14 protein-coding genes are annotated in these 17,796 nt (G+C 67.0%); 6 read left to right on the top strand and 8 right to left on the bottom strand.

Annotated features, from left to right (window positions below):
* Positions 1 to 2: 2 nt before the first annotated feature.
* From AK36_RS16840 to purN, 3 genes are read right to left on the bottom strand one after another with little or no spacing between them, the layout of a single operon-like run.
* The gene (locus AK36_RS16840; RefSeq protein ID WP_011885770.1) at positions 3 to 1,394 is read right to left on the bottom strand and encodes a mechanosensitive ion channel family protein; all 1,392 of its coding nucleotides are present in this window, start codon (positions 1,392 to 1,394) and stop codon (positions 3 to 5) included.
* An 18-nt stretch (positions 1,395 to 1,412) separates the two neighbouring features.
* Positions 1,413 to 2,675, bottom strand: a complete 1,263-nt coding sequence (locus tag AK36_RS16835) for an RsmB/NOP family class I SAM-dependent RNA methyltransferase (RefSeq protein ID WP_011885771.1) — start codon at positions 2,673 to 2,675, stop codon at positions 1,413 to 1,415.
* A complete protein-coding gene (gene purN / locus AK36_RS16830) occupies positions 2,672 to 3,334 on the bottom strand; it encodes a phosphoribosylglycinamide formyltransferase (protein WP_011885772.1) in 663 nt (220 codons plus the stop codon). Before purN ends, AK36_RS16835 begins: the two co-directional genes overlap by 4 nt.
* A gap of 122 nt (positions 3,335 to 3,456) precedes the next feature.
* On the opposite strand from purN, the gene AK36_RS16825 reads away from it, so the two are divergent.
* The 5 genes from AK36_RS16825 to dut all read left to right on the top strand — a co-directional run bounded on the left by AK36_RS16825 (position 3,457) and on the right by dut (position 9,672).
* The gene (locus tag AK36_RS16825) at positions 3,457 to 4,449 is read left to right on the top strand and encodes a bifunctional riboflavin kinase/FAD synthetase (protein ID WP_011885773.1); all 993 of its coding nucleotides are present in this window, start codon (positions 3,457 to 3,459) and stop codon (positions 4,447 to 4,449) included.
* 102 nt (positions 4,450 to 4,551) lie between these two features.
* Positions 4,552 to 7,389 (top strand): isoleucine--tRNA ligase, encoded by a 2,838-nt coding sequence (gene ileS / locus AK36_RS16820; protein ID WP_011885774.1) that lies wholly within the window; start codon positions 4,552 to 4,554, stop codon positions 7,387 to 7,389.
* Between the two features lie 2 nt (positions 7,390 to 7,391).
* Complete coding sequence (lspA, locus tag AK36_RS16815) at positions 7,392 to 7,892, top strand: signal peptidase II (protein WP_011885775.1); 501 nt, start codon at positions 7,392 to 7,394, stop codon at positions 7,890 to 7,892.
* A 67-nt stretch (positions 7,893 to 7,959) separates the two neighbouring features.
* Positions 7,960 to 9,171, top strand: coding sequence for a bifunctional phosphopantothenoylcysteine decarboxylase/phosphopantothenate--cysteine ligase CoaBC (gene coaBC, locus AK36_RS16810; protein WP_011885776.1), 1,212 nt, complete (start codon positions 7,960 to 7,962; stop codon positions 9,169 to 9,171).
* Between the two features lie 54 nt (positions 9,172 to 9,225).
* Positions 9,226 to 9,672, top strand: coding sequence for a dUTP diphosphatase (dut, locus tag AK36_RS16805; protein WP_011885777.1), 447 nt, complete (start codon positions 9,226 to 9,228; stop codon positions 9,670 to 9,672).
* A gap of 55 nt (positions 9,673 to 9,727) precedes the next feature.
* On the opposite strand, the gene AK36_RS16800 is transcribed toward dut, so the two are convergent.
* The 4 genes from AK36_RS16800 to clpS form a co-directional block, all read right to left on the bottom strand.
* On the bottom strand, positions 9,728 to 10,498 hold the full coding sequence (locus AK36_RS16800) for a COG4705 family protein (protein ID WP_011885778.1): 771 nt from the start codon (positions 10,496 to 10,498) through the stop codon (positions 9,728 to 9,730).
* Between the two features lie 130 nt (positions 10,499 to 10,628).
* Positions 10,629 to 12,008, bottom strand: a complete 1,380-nt coding sequence (locus AK36_RS16795) for an amino acid permease (protein WP_045578846.1) — start codon at positions 12,006 to 12,008, stop codon at positions 10,629 to 10,631.
* A gap of 103 nt (positions 12,009 to 12,111) precedes the next feature.
* The gene (gene clpA, locus AK36_RS16790; RefSeq protein ID WP_011885780.1) at positions 12,112 to 14,412 is read right to left on the bottom strand and encodes an ATP-dependent Clp protease ATP-binding subunit ClpA; all 2,301 of its coding nucleotides are present in this window, start codon (positions 14,410 to 14,412) and stop codon (positions 12,112 to 12,114) included.
* Complete coding sequence (gene clpS, locus AK36_RS16785) at positions 14,409 to 14,723, bottom strand: ATP-dependent Clp protease adapter ClpS (protein WP_006398529.1); 315 nt, start codon at positions 14,721 to 14,723, stop codon at positions 14,409 to 14,411. The genes clpA and clpS overlap by 4 nt, the downstream gene beginning before the upstream one ends.
* Before the next feature lie 546 nt (positions 14,724 to 15,269).
* Between clpS and AK36_RS16780 the strand changes: the two genes are divergently transcribed.
* A complete protein-coding gene (locus tag AK36_RS16780; RefSeq protein WP_004196460.1) occupies positions 15,270 to 15,473 on the top strand; it encodes a cold-shock protein in 204 nt (67 codons plus the stop codon).
* Between the two features lie 178 nt (positions 15,474 to 15,651).
* On the opposite strand, the gene AK36_RS16775 is transcribed toward AK36_RS16780, so the two are convergent.
* The gene (locus AK36_RS16775; protein WP_045578845.1) at positions 15,652 to 17,250 is read right to left on the bottom strand and encodes a multicopper oxidase family protein; all 1,599 of its coding nucleotides are present in this window, start codon (positions 17,248 to 17,250) and stop codon (positions 15,652 to 15,654) included.
* Positions 17,251 to 17,796: the final 546 nt, after the last annotated feature.

Here is a 17,796-nt window from a genome sequence, read left to right as displayed (position 1 = left end):
CGCTACGCCGCCGACGCATGCCCGGCCGGGGCGCTGGCATCGGCCGAAACCGGCGAGCCTTCCGCCACCACGCCGGTCGCGCCAAAACCAAAACCTTCCGGCAGCCCGACCACGCGCACTTCCCGCTGCGGAAACGGGATCGAGATGCCGTGCTCGGTGAACAGCCGCCAGATGTTGCGATTCACGGCCGAACGCACGCCCGACGTGCCCTTCGCCGAATCCTCGATCCAGAAACCCAGCTCGAGGTCGATCCCGTCCGCCCCGAAGCCGACCAGATACGGCGTCGGCGCCGGTTCGTCGAGCACGCGCGGCACGCCCTGCGCAGCCTCTGCCAGCAAGGCGAGTGCCTGCTCGACGTCGCTCGTGTAGGCGACCTGGACCGCGAGCTTCGCGTAGCCGCGCGTCAGGTACGACGACTGGTTCTGCACGACGTCCGTGATCAGTTTTTCGTTCGGAATCAGCGTCTCGTTGCCGTCCAGCCCGCGCACGACCGTATAACGCGTGCGGATCTGCGTGACGACGCCTTGCAGGCCGCCGACGCTGATCGCATCGCCGAGCCGCAGCGAACGATCGAGCAGGATGATGAAGCCCGATACGTAGTTGCTGGCGATCTTCTGCAAGCCGAAGCCGAGGCCGACGCCGAGCGCGCCGCCGAACACGCCGAGCACGGTCACGTCGATGCCGACCAGCGACAGGCCGATCAGGACCGCCGCGAACACCAGCAGCGCGCGGCCGACCCGCGACATCACGACCTTCAGGTTCGCGTCGAGCGTGGTCGCGCGCGCAAGACGCTCCTCCAGCACCGAGCCGAGCCACATCGCGACCATCAGCGTCACGCAGACCCACAGCGCGCCGGAGATCACCGACAGCAGCGTCAGATGCGCGTTCGCGACGCGAAACTGCACGCTGTCGAGCCAGCCGAGCACGTCGCGCTGGATGCCGAGCACGGTCAGCACCATCGCGACCCAAACGACGCTCGACACGATCTTCTCGACGATCGACAGCCACGCATGCGTGTGTCCGTCGCGCGCGAACACGCGCCGCGCGAAGAAGAACAGCACGTAGATCAAGCCGATGCCGAACAGCGGCACCAGCGCGAGCGACAGCAGCGACGTCGACATGAACGGCTCGAAGCCGAGCTCCGCGATGCCGACGAACACCCCGCCGAACAGCGGAAACAGCGCACGCTGCAGGCTCTGCGCGCCCGCGCCGGGCGCGCGGCCGGCCGCCCGGCGGCGCGCGTCGATGCGCGCGTGCGCGAAGCGCGCGGCGAGCCACGCGAAGCACAGCGCGCCGACGAGGATCGCCGCCTGCCAGATCATCACCGGCTGGTGGAAATCGCGAATCACCGACGCCAGCCGGTGCGACAGCAGACGGCTCTGCAGACTCTCCATCATGCCGGCCCGCCGTCGTTACTGCGCACGCCGCTCGAGCACCGCGGCGAAGAAGCCGTCGGTCGCGTGGCGATGCGGCCACAGCGACAGGTAGTCGCCGGTATCGAGCTCGATGCGCTGGTCGGCCAGCACCTTCTGCGCGGGCACGAGCACGAAGTCGGGGTGATCGGCCAGGAACTGCTCGACGATCGCCTCGTTCTCCGCGTCCAGCACGCTGCAGGTCGCGTACACGAGCCGGCCGCCCTTCTTCACGAGCCGCGCGGCGCTCGCGAGGATCGACGCCTGCTTCGGCGCGAGCTCGTCGATCGACGTGCGCGTCTGACGCCACTTCAGGTCGGGATTACGGCGCAGCGTGCCGAGCCCGCTGCACGGCGCGTCGACCAGCACGCGGTCGATCTTGCCGGCGAGCCGCTTGATCTTCGCATCGTGCTCGCTGTCGATCAACACCGGGTTCACGTTCGACAGCCCGCTGCGCGCGAGGCGCGGCTTGAGCTTCGCGAGACGCTTTTCCGACACGTCGAACGCGTACAGGCGCCCGGTCGAACGCATCATCGCGCCGAGCGCGAGCGTCTTTCCGCCGGCGCCCGCGCAGAAATCGACGACCATCTCGCCGCGACGCGGCGCGACCAGCGAGCACAGCAGCTGGCTGCCCTCGTCCTGCACTTCGATCTGGCCTTCCTCGAACAGCTTCAGGCGCGTGAGCGCCGGCTTGCCGACCACGCGCACGCCGTTCGGCGCGAACGGCGTCGCGCCCGCCTCGATACCGTTCGCGCGCAGCGCGTCGATCACCTGGTCGCGCGTCGCCTTCTGCACGTTGGCGCGCAGGTCGAGCGGCGCCGGGTAGTTCAGCGCGGCGGCGAGCTGCGCGAGCTCGTCGGCATCGAAACGCGCCGACAGCGCCTGGTAGATCCAGTCCGGCAGGTTCGTGCGCACGCGCACCGGCAGGCTCGCCGGGTCGATCTTCGACACGTGCTCGAGCCACGCGGCCTCGTTGTCCGACACGAACGGCTTCAGCGCGTTGCGGCCGAGCGTCTGCATCAGGCCCAGCAGCGTCAGGCGCCGCGCGGGGCTGCCCGTGCCGCTTTCGGCGAGGTGCGAAAACTCCATCTTGCGGCGCAGCACCGCGAACACCGCCTCGGCGATCACGCCGCGCTCGGCATGGCCGAGCTTCGGGTGCGCGCGGAAGAACCGGCTCGTGGTCGCGTCGGCCGGGCCGGCGAACTTGAGCACCTCCGCCAGCAAGGTCTCGGTCTGGCCAATCAGAAATCCGTGCAGCTTCATACGCCCTCGCTCGTTTCGGTATGCGGTTGATCCGCGAAAATCCAGCGCGCCTCTTGCGGCGCCACCACTGCCCGGCCGTTCTCGAGGCGCAGGCTGCCTTCGACGAACCAGCGCACCGCACGCGGATACAGCACGTGCTCGACCGCCAGCACGCGCTGCGCGAGCGCCGCGGCGTCGTCGCCGGCCAGCACGGGCACCGCGCCCTGCGCGACGATCGCGCCGCTGTCGAGTTCGGGGCTGACGAAATGCACGGTCACGCCGTGCAGCGCGACGCCGGCGTCCAGCGCCTGCTGATGCGTGTGCACGCCCTTGAAGCTCGGCAGGAGCGACGGATGGATGTTCAGCAGCCGGCCCTCATATCGTCTGACGAAATCGGGGGTGAGAATGCGCATGAAGCCGGCCAGCACGACGAGATCGGGCGCGAAGCGGTCGATTTCGGCGGCCAGCGCCGCGTCGAAGCTGTCGCGGCCGTCGAAGGCGCGATGGTCGACCACCGCGGTCGCCACGCCGTGCGACGCGGCAAAAGCCAGGCCGGCCGCGTCGGGCCGGTTGGCGATCACGGCGGCGACCTGGGCCGGCCAGCGTTCCTGCGCGCACGCGCGGACGATGGCCTCCATGTTGCTGCCGCGACCGGAAATCAGGATCACGAGTTTTTTCATCCGCGAATTTTACCATTCGCCCCCGCGTTTCCTGCCTTCTCGGCCGCCAGGCCGCCCGAACGTTTATAATCTTCTGCTTTGCGGCATTCCACCGCTCATTCCCCGACGCTGCATCCGCTATCGTGAAAGTCTTCCGCGGCCTGCCCAACGCCGAGAGCCGCGCGCCCTGCGCGCTGACGATCGGCAACTTCGACGGTGTCCATCGCGGCCACCAGGCCTTGCTCGCGCGCGTGCGCGCGGCAGCGGACGCGCGTGGGCTGCCCGTGTGCGTGATGACCTTCGAGCCGCATCCGCGCGAGTTCTTCAACCCGGCCGGCGCGCCGCCGCGCATCGCGATGCTGCGCGACAAGCTCGAGGCGCTGCGCGAGCACGGCGTCGATCGCGTCGTCGTCGAGCACTTCAACCACACGTTCGCGAGCCAGTCGCCGCAGGCGTTCGTCGAACGCACGCTGGTCGGCGGCCTGCACACGCGCTGGATGATGGTCGGCGACGATTTCTGCTACGGCGCGAAGCGCGCGGGCACCTTCGACACGCTGAAGGCCGCCGGCGAGCTGCACGGCTTCGAGGTCGAGCAGATGGACACGGTGGCCGGCAGCGACGGCACGCGCATTTCGAGCTCCGGCGTGCGCGCGGCGCTCGCCGCCGGCGATCTCGACGCGGCCGCGCAGGCGCTCGGCCACGGCTACGCCATCAGCGGCCACGTCGCGCACGGGCTGAAGCTCGGCCGCGACCTCGGCTTCCCGACGCTGAACCTGCCGATCGCGCACAAGCGGCCGGCGCTCGCCGGCATCTTCGTCGTGCAGGTGCACGGCCTCGGGCCGGCGCCGCTGCCGGGCGTCGCGAGCCTCGGCGTGCGCCCGACCGTCGACGATTCCGGCCGCGTGCTGCTCGAAGTCCACCTGCTCGACTGGCATGGCGACGCGTACGGCAAGCTGATCCGCGTCGAATTCCTGAAGAAGCTGCGCGACGAGGCCAAATACGACGATCTCGAGGCGCTGTCGCGCGCGATCGCGCTCGACGTCGCGAACGCGCGCGCGTATTTCGTGGAGCGCGCACGCGCACCGGGCAGCCGCGCGACCGGCTTCTCGACGTCGGCGACCGACCGAATTAGCTGATCCGGACGGCGGCGCCGCGCGCCGCACCCTCGCGCCGCCGAACCGCGCGCATCCCCGATTCACGACGCTCGAGCGTCCCCCGATTTAGATAGCGATCCCACCATGAGCAACAAGAAAGCCGATTCGAAACCGCAGGCCAAGTATCCGGTCAACCTGCTCGACACGCCGTTCCCGATGCGCGGCGATCTGCCCAAGCGCGAGCCGCAGTGGGTGAAGGAGTGGGAAGAGCGCGGCATCTACGAGAAAATCCGCGCGGCCAGCAAGGGCCGGCCGAAGTTCATCCTGCACGACGGCCCGCCGTATGCGAACGGCGACATCCACCTCGGTCACGCGGTCAACAAGATCCTGAAGGACATCGTCGTGAAGTCGCGCAACATGGCCGGCTTCGACGCGCCGTACGTGCCCGGCTGGGATTGCCACGGGATGCCGATCGAGATCCAGATCGAAAAGCAGTTCGGCAAGTCGCTGCCGGCCGCCGAAGTGATGAGCAAGGCGCGCGCGTACGCGACCGAGCAGATCGAGAAGCAGAAGGTCGGCTTCAAGCGCCTCGGCGTGCTCGGCGACTGGGCCAATCCGTACAAGACGATGAACTTCGTGAACGAGGCGGAAGAGATCCGCGCGCTCGGCAAGATCATCGAGAAGGGCTACGTGTACCGCGGGCTCAAGCCGGTGAACTGGTGCTTCGACTGCGGCTCGGCGCTCGCCGAGGCGGAAGTCGAGTACAAGGACCGCACCGACCCGACGATCGACGTGATGTTCGCGTTCGCGGAGCCGGAAAAGACCGCACAGGCGTTCGGCCTGCCGGCGCTGCCGCGCGCCGACGGCGGCATCGTGATCTGGACCACCACGCCGTGGACGATCCCGGCGAACCAGGCGCTGAACCTCCATCCCGAGATCGTCTATGCGCTGGTCGACACCGAGCGCGGGCTGCTGATCATCGCCGAGGAGCGCGTCGAAGCCTGCATGGCCGACTTCAAGCTGACCGGCCGCATCGTCGCGACCGCGCCGGGCGTGAAGCTCGCGAACCTGCGCTTCCACCATCCGCTCGCCTCGGCCCACCCCGGCTACAAGCGCACCGCGCCCGTCTACCTCGGCGACTACGTGACGACCGACACCGGTACCGGCGTGGTCCATTCGTCGCCCGCGTACGGCATCGAAGACTTCGTCTCGTGCAAGTCGCACGGGATGACCGACTCCGACATCATCAACCCGGTGATGGGCGACGGCCGCTACATCGAATCGCTGCCGCTGTTCGGCGGCCTGTCGATCTGGGATGCAAACCCGAAGGTCGTCGAGGCGCTGCGCGCGGCCGGCTCGCTGCTGCGCAGCGAGAAGTACACGCACAGCTACATGCACTGCTGGCGCCACAAGACGCCGATCATCTACCGCGCGACGTCGCAGTGGTTCGCCGGCATGGACGTGACGCCGCACGCCGGCGGCAAGACGCTGCGCGAAACGGCGCTCGAAGGCATCGACGCGACCGCGTTCTACCCGTCGTGGGGCAAGCAGCGGCTGTTCAGCATGATCGCGAACCGTCCCGACTGGACGCTGTCGCGCCAGCGCCAATGGGGCGTGCCGATGGCGTTCTTCGTGCACAAGGAAACCGGCGAGCTGCATCCGCGCACGCTCGAGCTGCTCGAGGAAGTCGCGAAGCGCGTCGAGCAGTCGGGCATCGAGGCGTGGCAGTCGCTCGACCCGCGCGAGCTGATCGGCGACGACGCGAACCTCTACGAGAAGAACCGCGACACGCTCGACGTGTGGTTCGACTCGGGCACGACGCACTGGCACGTGCTGCGCGGGTCGCACAAGGATCAGCTGCAGTTCCCGGCCGACCTCTACCTCGAAGGCTCGGACCAGCATCGCGGCTGGTTCCACTCGTCGCTGCTGACCGCGTCGATGATCGACGGCCGCGCGCCGTACAAGGGGCTGCTCACGCACGGCTTCACGGTCGACGGCGAAGGCCGCAAGATGAGCAAGTCGCTCGGCAACGGCATCGATCCGCATGAAGTCGCGAACCGCCTCGGCGCGGAAATCATCCGGCTGTGGATCGCGTCGACCGACTATTCGGGCGAACTGGCGATCTCCGAAGAGATCCTCAAGCGCGTGACGGAAGGCTACCGCCGCATCCGCAACACGCTGCGCTTCCTGCTCGCGAACCTGTCGGACTTCGACTTCGCGCAGCACGCGGTGCCGGTCGACGAATGGCTCGAGATCGACCGTTATGCGGTCGCGTTCTCCGCGCAACTGCAGACGGAGCTGCTCGGCCACTACGAGAAATACGAGTTCCATCCGGTCGTCGCGAAGCTGCAGACGTACTGCTCGGAAGATCTCGGCGGCTTCTACCTCGACGTGCTGAAGGACCGGCTGTACACGAGCGCGGCCGATTCGCGCGCGCGCCGCTCCGCGCAGACGGCGCTCTACCATCTGACGCAGGGGCTGCTGCGCGTGCTCGCGCCGTTCCTGTCGTTCACCGCGGAAGAGGCATGGAAGGTGTTCCAGCCGGCGAGCGACACCGTGTTCACGGAGACGTACTACGCGTATCCGGAAGTCGCCGGCGCGGCCGCGCTGATCGAGAAATGGGCGCTGCTGCGCGACGTGCGCGGCAACGTGACGAAGGCGCTCGAGGAAGCCCGCACCGCCAACCGCATCGGCTCGTCGCTGCAGGCCGAAGTGGCCGTGCACGCGAGCGGCGCGCGCTACGACGCGCTCACGAGCCTCGGCGACGATCTGAAGTTCGTGCTGATCACGTCGGCGGCAAGCGTCGTGAAGGTCGACGACGAAGCGCACGAAAGCGTCGACGTCGCGGCGTCGAAGTACCAGAAGTGCGAACGCTGCTGGCACTACCGTGAAGACGTGGGCGCGCACGCCGAGCATCCGACGCTGTGCGGCCGCTGCTTCTCGAACCTGTTTGAAAACGGCGAAATCCGGAGCGCTGCGTAACCATGGCGAAAACCCTGTCGAAACCGGCCAGCGGCGCGCTCGCGCCCTGGCTCGGCATTTCGCTGATCGTGATCCTGTTCGACCAGCTGTCGAAGATCGCGATCCTGAAAACGTTCGCGTACGGCGCGCAGCATGCGCTGACGTCGTTCTTCAATCTCGTGCTGGTGTACAACCGCGGCGCCGCGTTCGGCTTCCTGTCGACCGCGAGCGGCTGGCAGCGCTGGGCGTTCACCGCGCTCGGCATCGGCGCGACGCTGGTGATCTGCTACCTGTTGCGCCGGCACGGCCAGCAGCGGCTGTTCAGCCTGTCGCTCGCGCTGATCCTCGGCGGCGCGCTCGGCAACGTGATCGACCGGCTGCTGTACGGCCACGTGATCGACTTTCTCGATTTCCATCTCGGCGGCTGGCATTTCCCGGCGTTCAACCTCGCCGATTCCGCGATCACGGTCGGCGCGGTGCTGCTGATCTACGACGAACTGCGTCGCGTGCGCGGCACGCGCTGAGCGCGCATACTCCGTGTCGACGGCCGGCTTCACGCCGGCCGTTCCGTTTGATCCTTGGAGACCCGAGTTGGCACACGCAGAACTCGCAGGAAAACACCTCGTCCTCGGCCTCACGGGCGGCATCGCCTGCTACAAGATCGCCGAGCTCACACGGCTGCTGACGAAGGCCGGCGCGACCGTCCAGGTCGTGATGACCGAAGCCGCCGCGCAATTCATCACGCCCGTCACGATGCAGGCGCTGTCCGGCCGGCCCGTCTACACGAGCCAGTGGGACGCCCGCGTCGACAACAACATGGCGCACATCGACCTGTCGCGCGAAGCCGATGCGATCGTGATCGCGCCGGCCTCCACCGACTTCCTCGCGAAGCTCGCGCACGGGTTCGCCGACGACCTGCTGTCGACGCTGTGCGTCGCGCGCGACTGCCCGCTGCTCGTCGTGCCGGCGATGAACCGGCAGATGTGGCAGAACCCGGCCACCCAGCGCAATGCGGCGCAGCTGCGGGCCGACGGCGTGTCGGTGCTCGGCCCCGATTCGGGCGCGCAGGCGTGCGGCGAGGTCGGCGACGGCCGCATGCTCGAGCCCGAGGCGATCTACGAAGCGATCGTCGCGCACTTTGCGCCGAAGCTGCTCGCGCACCGCCGCGTGCTGATCACGGCCGGCCCGACGTTCGAGCCGCTCGATCCGGTGCGCGGCCTCACGAACCGCTCGAGCGGCAAGATGGGCTTCGCGCTCGCGCGCGCCGCGCAGCAGGCCGGCGCGGACGTGCATCTGGTGGCCGGGCCGGTCGCGCTCGACACGCCGTGGGGCGTGTACCGGCAGGACGTGCAGACCGCGCAGCAGATGTACGACGCGGTCATGCATGCGGTATCGGACGCGGACATCTTCATCGCGGTGGCCGCGGTCGCCGACTGGCGCGTCGAGCAGCCGGCCGAGCACAAGATGAAGAAGACCGCCGATCGCAAGATGCCGGCGCTCACGTTCGTCGAGAACCCCGACATCCTCGCGTCGGTCGCCGCGCTGCCCGATCCGCCGTACTGCGTCGGCTTCGCGGCCGAAAGCGGCGACCTCGACGTGCACGGCGACGAAAAGCGCAAGCGCAAGAACGTGCCGCTGCTGATCGGCAACCTCGGCCCGCTGACGTTCGGCCGCGACGACAACGAAGTGGTGCTGTTCGAGGCGGCCGGCCTCACGCCGCTGCCGCGCGCGCCGAAGGACGAACTCGCCCACGTGCTCGTCGCCGAAATCGCGCGGCGCCTGCCCGACAACCGGCTGATCTGATCTCCCGCGCGGCGGCTCGCGCCGCCGCGCCCTACCGAACGACTCGACCACCGCATGAAACTCGATCTGAAGATTCTCGACGCGCGCATGCGCGACTACCTGCCCGCCTATGCAACCACCGGCAGCGCAGGCCTCGACCTGCGCGCGTGCCTCGACGCGCCCGTCACGCTGCAACCGGGCGAAACCACGCTGGTGCCGACCGGCCTCGCGATCCATCTGGCGGACCCCGGCTATGCGGCGCTGATCCTGCCGCGCTCGGGCCTCGGTCACAAGCACGGGATCGTGCTCGGCAACCTCGTCGGCCTGATCGATTCCGACTACCAGGGCCAGCTGATGGTGTCGACGTGGAACCGCGGCCAGAGCGAGTTCGTGCTGAACCCGTTCGAACGGCTCGCGCAACTGGTGATCGTGCCGGTCGTGCAGGCGCAGTTCAACATCGTCGACGACTTCGCGCAAAGCGAGCGCGGCGAAGGCGGCTTCGGCAGCACCGGCCGGCACTGAGCCGCGCCGCATCGAAAAGGGGCCGCGCGGGCCCTTTTGCTTTTCCGGGTGCCGCTCAGCGGCCGGCCGTTTGCGCGATGCGCACGGGTGTCCGCTCGCGGCGCCGCGCCTGCGCGATGCTCGCGTAGATCACCATCGCGACCAGCACGCCGAGCAATACGGCAGACGAGCCGACCGTGCCGAGTGCCAGGCCGCCCTTGGCGGCCGGTTTCGTGAGCCAGTCCCCGAGCGTCGCGCCGAACGGACGCGTGAGCACGAACGCCGCCCAGAACAACAGCACGCCGGAGACGCGGGTGAGATAGCGCGCGAGCACGATCGCCGCGAGCAGGCTGCCGATCAGCAATGCGCCGCCGCCGAAACCGAGGCCCGAACTGTCCGCGAGAAAGTCGCCGAGCGCGGTGCCGAGCGTGTTCGAGAACAGGATCGCCACCCAGTACAGCAGCTCGACGCGACGCGTGCGGATCAGGTCCACCGAAAGCGATTCGCCGCTGAGCCGCCACACCGCGAAAGTCGCCAGCAGGATCGCGACGAGAATCGACGAGCCGGCTGCGTAGCCGAGGCCGAGCGTGCGGTCCATGAAGTCGGACATCGTCGTGCCGGCCGTGCTGGTGGCGACGATCACGGCCCAGTAGAGCGCCGGGCGATAGTGCGTGGCCCGCAGCTGCGCGCCGAGCGTGACGAGAAAGAAACCGAGCAGCAGCAGCGAGCTTGCCGCGTAGCCGACGTCGAGGGTCATCGACAGCAGGTCGCCGCCCGTTTCGCCGAGCGTCGTCGCGCAGATCTTCATGATCCAGAACGCGAGCGTGATTTCAGGAAGCTTCTTCATCCGAACCCCTTTGCGAATGGCGATGGGCCGCCAGGCGGCCCTGAATCGCGAACGGGTTCGACTGTACGCGCCGCCGGCTTAACGCAAGCTTAGCGGCTCGCCGGCGCGCCCGGCCGCGTGCCGCCATGCATCACCGCGCGTGCTGGTGCCGGTAATGCAGCGCGTACGCGAGCGTCAGCAGCACGACGAACACGACGCCGACCACCATCGTCATCCGGAATGCGTGCGTGAACGCGGTCGTGAGCAGGATCGCGCCGACGAGCGCCGCACCGAGCAGGCTGCCGAACGGATGCGCCCACATGCGGAACGCGAGCGCCGGGCCGCGGTAGCGCGCACGAAAGCGCAGGTGCGTGACGAAGATCATCAGCCACGTGAACAGCGCGCCGAACATCGCGATCGCCATCATCACGGTGAACGCGGTGCCGGGCGAAAGCGCGACCAGCACGGCCGCGACCGCGACGCCGCTGGTCGAGATCCACAGCGCCGCACGCGGCACGCCGTTGTCGCCCACCCGCCCGAACACCGCCGGCGCGAGCCGCGCGCGCGACAGGCTGAACATCATCCGCGTCGTCACGTAGAGCTGGCTGTTCATCGCCGACAGCGCCGCGATCAACAGCACGAAGTTGATCACGCCGGCCGCGTAAGGCACGTGCGTCGCGGCCATCACCTTCACGAACGGGCTTTCGTCGGTGCCGGCCTGCGTCCACGGCACGATCGCGAGCATCAGCGCCAGCGTCAGCAGATAGAACAGCACGAGCCGGAATACCGTCGAGCGGAACGCGCGCGTGACCGCATGCTGCGGATCGCGCGCCTCGCCGGCCGCGATCGCGACCGCCTCGATGCTCATGTAGCTGAAGATCGCGACGATCACCGCGACCCAGGTGCCCCACGGCCCTTTCGGCATGAAGCCGCCGTGGCCGGTGTAGTTCGCGAAGCCGATGCCGGACGCCGGCGGCGCCGACCACACCAGATAGGCGCCGAGCACGATGAACACGATGATCGCCGCGATCTTCAGCAGCGAGAACGCGTATTCGACCGACCCGTACAACGTGACGCTCGCGAGGTTCACGGCGATCAGCAGCGCGGAGAAGCCGATCACCCAGTACCAGCCGGGCACGGCGGGAAACCAGTACTTCATGAACACGGCGATCGCGCTGATCTCGGTGCCGATCGCGAACACCACGGCGAACCAGTACGCGTAGCGCACCAGAAAGCCCGCGAGCGGGCCGACGTAGTGCTCCGCATAGGCGCCGAACGAGCCGGCCGTCGGATGCGCGACCGTCATTTCGGCGAGCGCGCCCATCAGCAGCAGCGCGATCAGCGCGCCGATCGCATACGAAACCAGCACGCTCGGGCCTGCGAGTCCGATCGCGAACCCGCTGCCGAGGAACAGCCCCGTGCCGATCGCGCCGCCGATCGCGATCATCGCCATCTGCCCCGATGTGAGCGCGTGGCGCAACCCTTGTTCGCGCGCGACGATGTTGTCGAACGATCGTTGTTGTCGTGTCACTGCGTTACCACTCCCCTGCACCGCCGTGGCGCCGCTGGCGCCGGATAAAACGAAACGGCGCGGAGAACTTCCCGCGCCGTTCGCATGAACTGCCAATTATCGCTTACTCGACTTCGACCGTCTCTTCGTTCGGCTTGTGCGGCGGATTCGCCAGCTTGTCGAACGACAACTGCACCTTGTCGTTCTCGTCGACGTCGACCGTCACGTGACCGCCCGCCACCAGCTTGCCGAACAGCAGCTCGTCCGCCAGCGCACGACGGATCGTGTCCTGGATCAGCCGCTGCATCGGCCGCGCGCCCATCAGCGGGTCGAACCCGTGCTTGGCCAGATGCTTGCGCAGCGCGTCGGTGAACAGCGCATCGACCTTCTTCTCGTGCAGCTGCTCCTCGAGCTGGATCAGGAACTTGTCGACCACGCGCATGATGATTTCCTCATCGAGCGAGCGGAAGCTGATGATCGCGTCCAGACGGTTGCGGAACTCCGGCGTGAACAGGCGCTTGATGTCGTTCATCTCGTCGCCCGTCTCGCGCCGCGTCGTGAAGCCGATGGTCGCCTTCTGCATCGACTCGGCGCCCGCGTTCGTCGTCATGATGATGATGACGTTGCGGAAATCCGCCTTGCGGCCGTTGTTGTCCGTCAGCGTGCCGTGGTCCATCACCTGCAGCAGCACGTTGAAGATGTCCGGATGCGCCTTCTCGATTTCGTCGAGCAGCAGCACGCAATGCGGCTTCTTCGTGACGGCTTCGGTCAGCAGCCCGCCCTGGTCGAACCCGACGTAGCCCGGCGGCGCGCCGATCAGACGGCTCACCGCATGACGCTCCATGTATTCCGACATGTCGAAGCGGATCAGCTCGATGCCGAGCGTAAACGCGAGCTGGCGCGCCACTTCGGTCTTGCCGACGCCGGTCGGGCCGGAGAACAGGAACGCGCCGATCGGCTTGTCCATCTTGCCGAGGCCCGCGCGCGCCATCTTGATCGACGCCGCGAGCGCGTCGATCGCCGGATCCTGGCCGAACACGACGCTCTTCAGGTCGCGATCGAGCGTCTGCAGCTTGCTGCGGTCGTCCTGCGACACGCTCTGGGCCGGCACGCGCGCGATCTTCGAGATGATTTCCTCGATCTCGCTCTTGCCGATCGTCTTCTTCTGCTTCGACTTCGGCAGGATGCGTTGCGCGGCGCCCGCTTCGTCGATCACGTCGATCGCCTTGTCGGGCAGATGGCGGTCGGTGATGAAGCGCGCCGACAGTTCGGCCGCGGCCGACAGCGCACCCGACGAATACTTGACGCCGTGATGCTCCTCGAAGCGCGACTTCAGCCCGCGCAGGATCGCGACCGTCTGCTCGACGGTCGGCTCCGACACGTCGACCTTCTGGAAGCGCCGCGACAGCGCCGCATCCTTCTCGAAGATGCCGCGATATTCGGTGAAGGTGGTCGCGCCGATGCACTTGAGCGTGCCCGACGACAGCGCGGGCTTCAGCAGGTTCGACGCGTCGAGCGTGCCGCCCGACGCGGCGCCCGCGCCGATCAGCGTGTGGATCTCGTCGATGAACAGGATCGCGTGCGGACGCTCCTTGAGCTCCTTGAGCACCGTCTTCAGACGCTGTTCGAAGTCGCCGCGATACTTGGTGCCCGCGAGCAGCGCGCCCATGTCGAGCGAATACACCTGCGCGTTCGCGAGAATGTCCGGCACCTCGCCGCGCGTGATGCGATAGGCGAGCCCTTCGGCGATCGCCGTCTTGCCGACGCCGGCTTCGCCGACGAGCAGCGGATTGTTCTTGCGGCGACGGCACAGCACCTGCACCACACGCTCGACCTCCGGCTCGCGGCCGATCAGCGGATCGATGCGGCCGTCCTTCGCCATCTGGTTCAGGTTCTGCGTGAACTGGGCGAGCGGGGTTTCCTTCTGCGCGTTCGCGTCTTCGCTTTCCGCATTGCCGTCGGTCGACTTCGCGGCTTCGCCGCCGTTCGTCTTCGCGATGCCGTGCGAAATGAAGTTCACCACGTCGAGACGCGTCACGCCCTGCTGCTGCAGGTAATAGACGGCATGCGAATCCTTCTCGCCGAAGATCGCGACCAGCACGTTCGCGCCGGTGACCTCCTTCTTGCCGTTCGACGTCGACTGGACGTGCATGATCGCGCGCTGGATCACGCGCTGGAAACCGAGCGTCGGCTGGGTATCGACATCGTCGGTGCCCGGCACGGTCGGCGTGTTGTCGTGGATGAAATTGCGCAGGTTCTGACGCAAGTCCTCGATATTGGCCGCACACGCGCGCAACACCTCGGCTGCCGTCGGATTATCCAGCAGGGCCAGCAACAGGTGCTCTACCGTAATGAATTCATGGCGCGCCTGACGTGCTTCCATGAACGCCATGTGCAGGCTGACTTCCAATTCCTGGGCAATCATGCTTCCTCCATCACGCACTGCAGCGGATGCCCGGCCTGCCGCGCATGGGTAACGACTTGCTCAACCTTGGTCGACGCGATGTCCCGCGTATAGACCCCACATACCCCTCGCCCTTCGCGATGGACCTTCAGCATGATCTGCGTGGCCGTCTCGCGATCCTTCTTGAAATACTCCTGGACGACCATGACGACGAACTCCATTGGCGTGAAGTCGTCGTTGAGCAGCACCACCTTGTACATCGAAGGCGGCTTGAGCTTCTGCTGCTTGCGTTCCAGGACGGTGCTGTCCTGCTTGTCCGGGATAATCGCCATACACCCATTCTAAACAACTCGGACAGGCCCGCAATCCTGCCATTACCCGACCGACAGGCCGGCGCCCTTCGTGGTTCCCGACGACGCGCGATCGTCTTCGTGCCATACGAAAGCCGGCTGCGGTGCCGGCTTTCACGCGTGGCGCGGAACACGAACCGTCAGGAGGAAACCGCACCGGACCGTCGCATCCGCATCCAGTATCCCACAAGCCGGGACGACTCGATCGCGTGTCACTCGAGCCTGGTATATGAACCGATTATGCGACTTTTCAAGTGCGCGCGCTCGGCGGCATGCTGCGAAGCAAAGCCGGAAAAACCCTGAAAATGGGTTCTTTACAACGTCCCTCCAAACGTCTAAAAATTCCGCTTGACACTCAAATAAAGAGCGCCAACAATCAAGCTGGCACCTTTTTTCATTCGCCGGCTGGCGAAATGAAAAGGGCCGAAGGTGAGCTTGTGAGGGGGGAACGGCTGTATTTACGGTCGTTTAGCTTTTCGAGCGTGCTCGTGGTAAGTAGCAGCGACTGTGTGACAGGGGAAGTAGGAAATGGCAACTGGTATCGTTAAGTGGTTCAACGACGCGAAGGGCTTCGGTTTCATCACTCCCGACGAGGGCGGTGAAGATCTGTTTGCGCACTTCTCGGCCATCAACATGCAGGGCTTCAAGACCCTGAAGGAAGGCCAGAAGGTAAGCTTCGAGGTCGTTCAAGGGCCGAAGGGCAAGCAAGCGTCGAACATCCAGGCCGCGTAAGGGCACCGGATATCGGACGAAGAAACCCGGCATTGCGCCGGGTTTCTTTTTTTCAGGCCGGCCAATCGTTAATTCGATTGGCCGGCCTTTTCGTTCAATCCCAATAATTGAACGCGCATTGTCCACGCGTACACGCAAATCGAATGCGTTCATACGCGTGAAACAAAATGATTCGCCGTTACACGACTTTCAGCGTGCCCATCATGCCCAGGTCCTCGTGCTCCAGAATATGGCAGTGAAACATGCGCTCGCCGGGCATGTCCTGCTTCACCAGTAGCGTGACGGTTTCGCCGCTGCGCACGTTCACCGTATCGCGCCAGGCACGGAACGGCTCGGCCGTGCGCGTGCCGCCGGATGCACGTTCGGTCACCTGAAACTGCGTGCCGTGCAAGTGGAACGGATGATCCATGTCGGTGGTGTTGCGGATCGTCCAGCGCTCGAGTTCGCCGCGCCGGCTCGTCAGCGTCGCCCGGTGCGGCGCGTAGGTCGCGCCGTTGATCATGAAGCGCATCCCGGCCGGCCGGCCGTGCGCCGGGCCGCTCATCATCGCGTTCATGTCCATCGCCTCGCCGAGCGCGACGTCCTTGTCCGCCACCGGCTCGCCCGGCGCGGGCACGGCGCGCAACGTGGCCGGCAGCGCCCGCGCGGCGGCCGGCGCGAACGTGACGTCGGCCAGCGGCAGCGCCGGATCGGGCGGCAGGCTGCCGCGGCCGCCGTCGTGCGACATCGCCATCTTGCGGCGATCGTATTCGGCCGCCTGCAGCACGGCGCGTGACGCGCGATCGCCGGCCCGCACCAGCAGTTCCGCGCGCTCGCCCGGAGCCAGCAGCAGCGACGTCACGCGACGCGGCGTTTCGAACAGCCCGCCGTCGGTGCCGACATGCTCGAATGCGCGTCCGTCGTCGAACGCGACGCACACGTAGCGCGCGCTGCAGGCGTTCCAGACCCGCCAGCGCTCGTCGCCCGCGACGTCGATGCGCGGCCGGCGCGCGCCGTTGACCAGCGCGAACTGGCCTTCGCGGCCGTTCATCCAGTCCATCATGTCGTTCGGCGGAATCGAGCCGTCGCTCGCGAGCTTCAGATCCGACACGAACAGGTGGCGCTCGGGCCAGCCGGCGAGCGGATCGTCGGCCGCACGCACGATGAACGGACCGGCCAGCCCGCGAAACGCCTGCTCGGCCGTCATCATGTGCGGATGCGGGTGATACCAGTACGTGCCCGCACTGCCCTTCGGCAGCGTGAAGCGATAGACCCGCGACGCGCCCGGCGCGACCGGATCCGACGGGTTGCCGTCCTGCTCGGGCGGCACCGGCAGGCCGTGCCAGTGGATCGTCGACGGCTGCGGCAGCTTGTTCACGAAGCGGATTTCGACGGTGTCGCCCTCGTGCACGTCGATCAGCGGGCCGACCACCGGCCCGGCAGTGCCCGCGCCGAACTGCCAGAAGGTCGTCGGATGCGTATGTTGCAACATCGGACGCGCGACCGGCTGCGCGACCAGCGTCGCGCGGAACGTGCCGGCTTCGCCGCTTTCGTTCGCGAGCGTGCGCAGCGGTGCGAGCGGCGCGCCGGCCGGCAGCGCGTCGGCGGCCGCGAGCGCGGCCGGTGCCGGCTTCGCGTGCTGCGCGTGATCCGCCATCCCCGCCATGCCGGGCATGTCGTCCATCGGTTCCATACCGGCCATGCCCGCATGAGCGGCATGCTGCGCCCACGCGCTGCGTGCAAACAGCGATGCGGCTGCGACACCGATCGCGTGCGACAGGAAGGTTCTCCGTATCATCAATCGTTCCTCGTTATGGGTGCTGTATCGCGCGGCCGCCGCGACACCGGTGCCGCCGGTGCCGCCGGTGCGTAATGGACCCGCCGCGACGAGAAACCGGATGGCCGCGCCATCATAACCGCAGCCTCGGGCGACGGCGCAGCGCGGGCCGCCAAGGGCCTGCCCGCGTCAATACGCCGCAGCGCTCGGGGGCTCGCATGACTCGCCTGCCTCGAGCGGCGCCTGCGCGCGATTCCCGACGCCCCGACGCGCTCCAGACCCCGCTCCAACGAGCCCGGCCACACCACACGCTATGCGCAATCGACACAGCGTTCGCCGGTTGTATCTACCGGCCTAACCCGCGCGACAGGCGCGCCCTGTCGAAAATCCGCCAATTTTTCACGATGCGGAACAACGCCTTGCGTTATAAAAATTCGTGGTGCAGGGCACAAATTCGCTGTTTCGCGATGCCAAAAATCGTTCCGCAATACAAAACACACGACGTAAGCCAATGTTTATAAAGCAATATTTTTCTCTCGAAAAAGCACTCTACGCGCACCATCGGAC

This window comes from Burkholderia vietnamiensis LMG 10929 (assembly GCF_000959445.1).
GTDB classification, from domain to species: domain Bacteria; phylum Pseudomonadota; class Gammaproteobacteria; order Burkholderiales; family Burkholderiaceae; genus Burkholderia; species Burkholderia vietnamiensis.
The sequence above is the reverse complement of the archived record's forward strand: the minus strand, read 5'-3'. Positions and strand labels throughout refer to the sequence as shown.

Excerpts from the sequence above, each read along its gene's own strand:
- dut (WP_011885777.1), top strand. The coding sequence starts at position 9,226 with ATGAAACTCGATCTGAAGATTCTCGACGCGCGCATGCGCGACTACCTG.
- AK36_RS16800 (WP_011885778.1), bottom strand. The coding sequence starts at position 10,498 with ATGAAGAAGCTTCCTGAAATCACGCTCGCGTTCTGGATCATGAAGATC.
- AK36_RS16835 (WP_011885771.1), bottom strand. The coding sequence starts at position 2,675 with ATGAAGCTGCACGGATTTCTGATTGGCCAGACCGAGACCTTGCTGGCG.
- lspA (WP_011885775.1), top strand. The coding sequence starts at position 7,392 with ATGGCGAAAACCCTGTCGAAACCGGCCAGCGGCGCGCTCGCGCCCTGG.
- AK36_RS16775 (WP_045578845.1), bottom strand. The coding sequence starts at position 17,250 with ATGATACGGAGAACCTTCCTGTCGCACGCGATCGGTGTCGCAGCCGCA.
- clpS (WP_006398529.1), bottom strand. The coding sequence starts at position 14,723 with ATGGCGATTATCCCGGACAAGCAGGACAGCACCGTCCTGGAACGCAAG.
- ileS (WP_011885774.1), top strand. The coding sequence starts at position 4,552 with ATGAGCAACAAGAAAGCCGATTCGAAACCGCAGGCCAAGTATCCGGTC.
- AK36_RS16840 (WP_011885770.1), bottom strand. The coding sequence starts at position 1,394 with ATGGAGAGTCTGCAGAGCCGTCTGCTGTCGCACCGGCTGGCGTCGGTG.
- clpA (WP_011885780.1), bottom strand. The coding sequence starts at position 14,412 with ATGATTGCCCAGGAATTGGAAGTCAGCCTGCACATGGCGTTCATGGAA.
- purN (WP_011885772.1), bottom strand. The coding sequence starts at position 3,334 with ATGAAAAAACTCGTGATCCTGATTTCCGGTCGCGGCAGCAACATGGAG.
- AK36_RS16780 (WP_004196460.1), top strand. The coding sequence starts at position 15,270 with ATGGCAACTGGTATCGTTAAGTGGTTCAACGACGCGAAGGGCTTCGGT.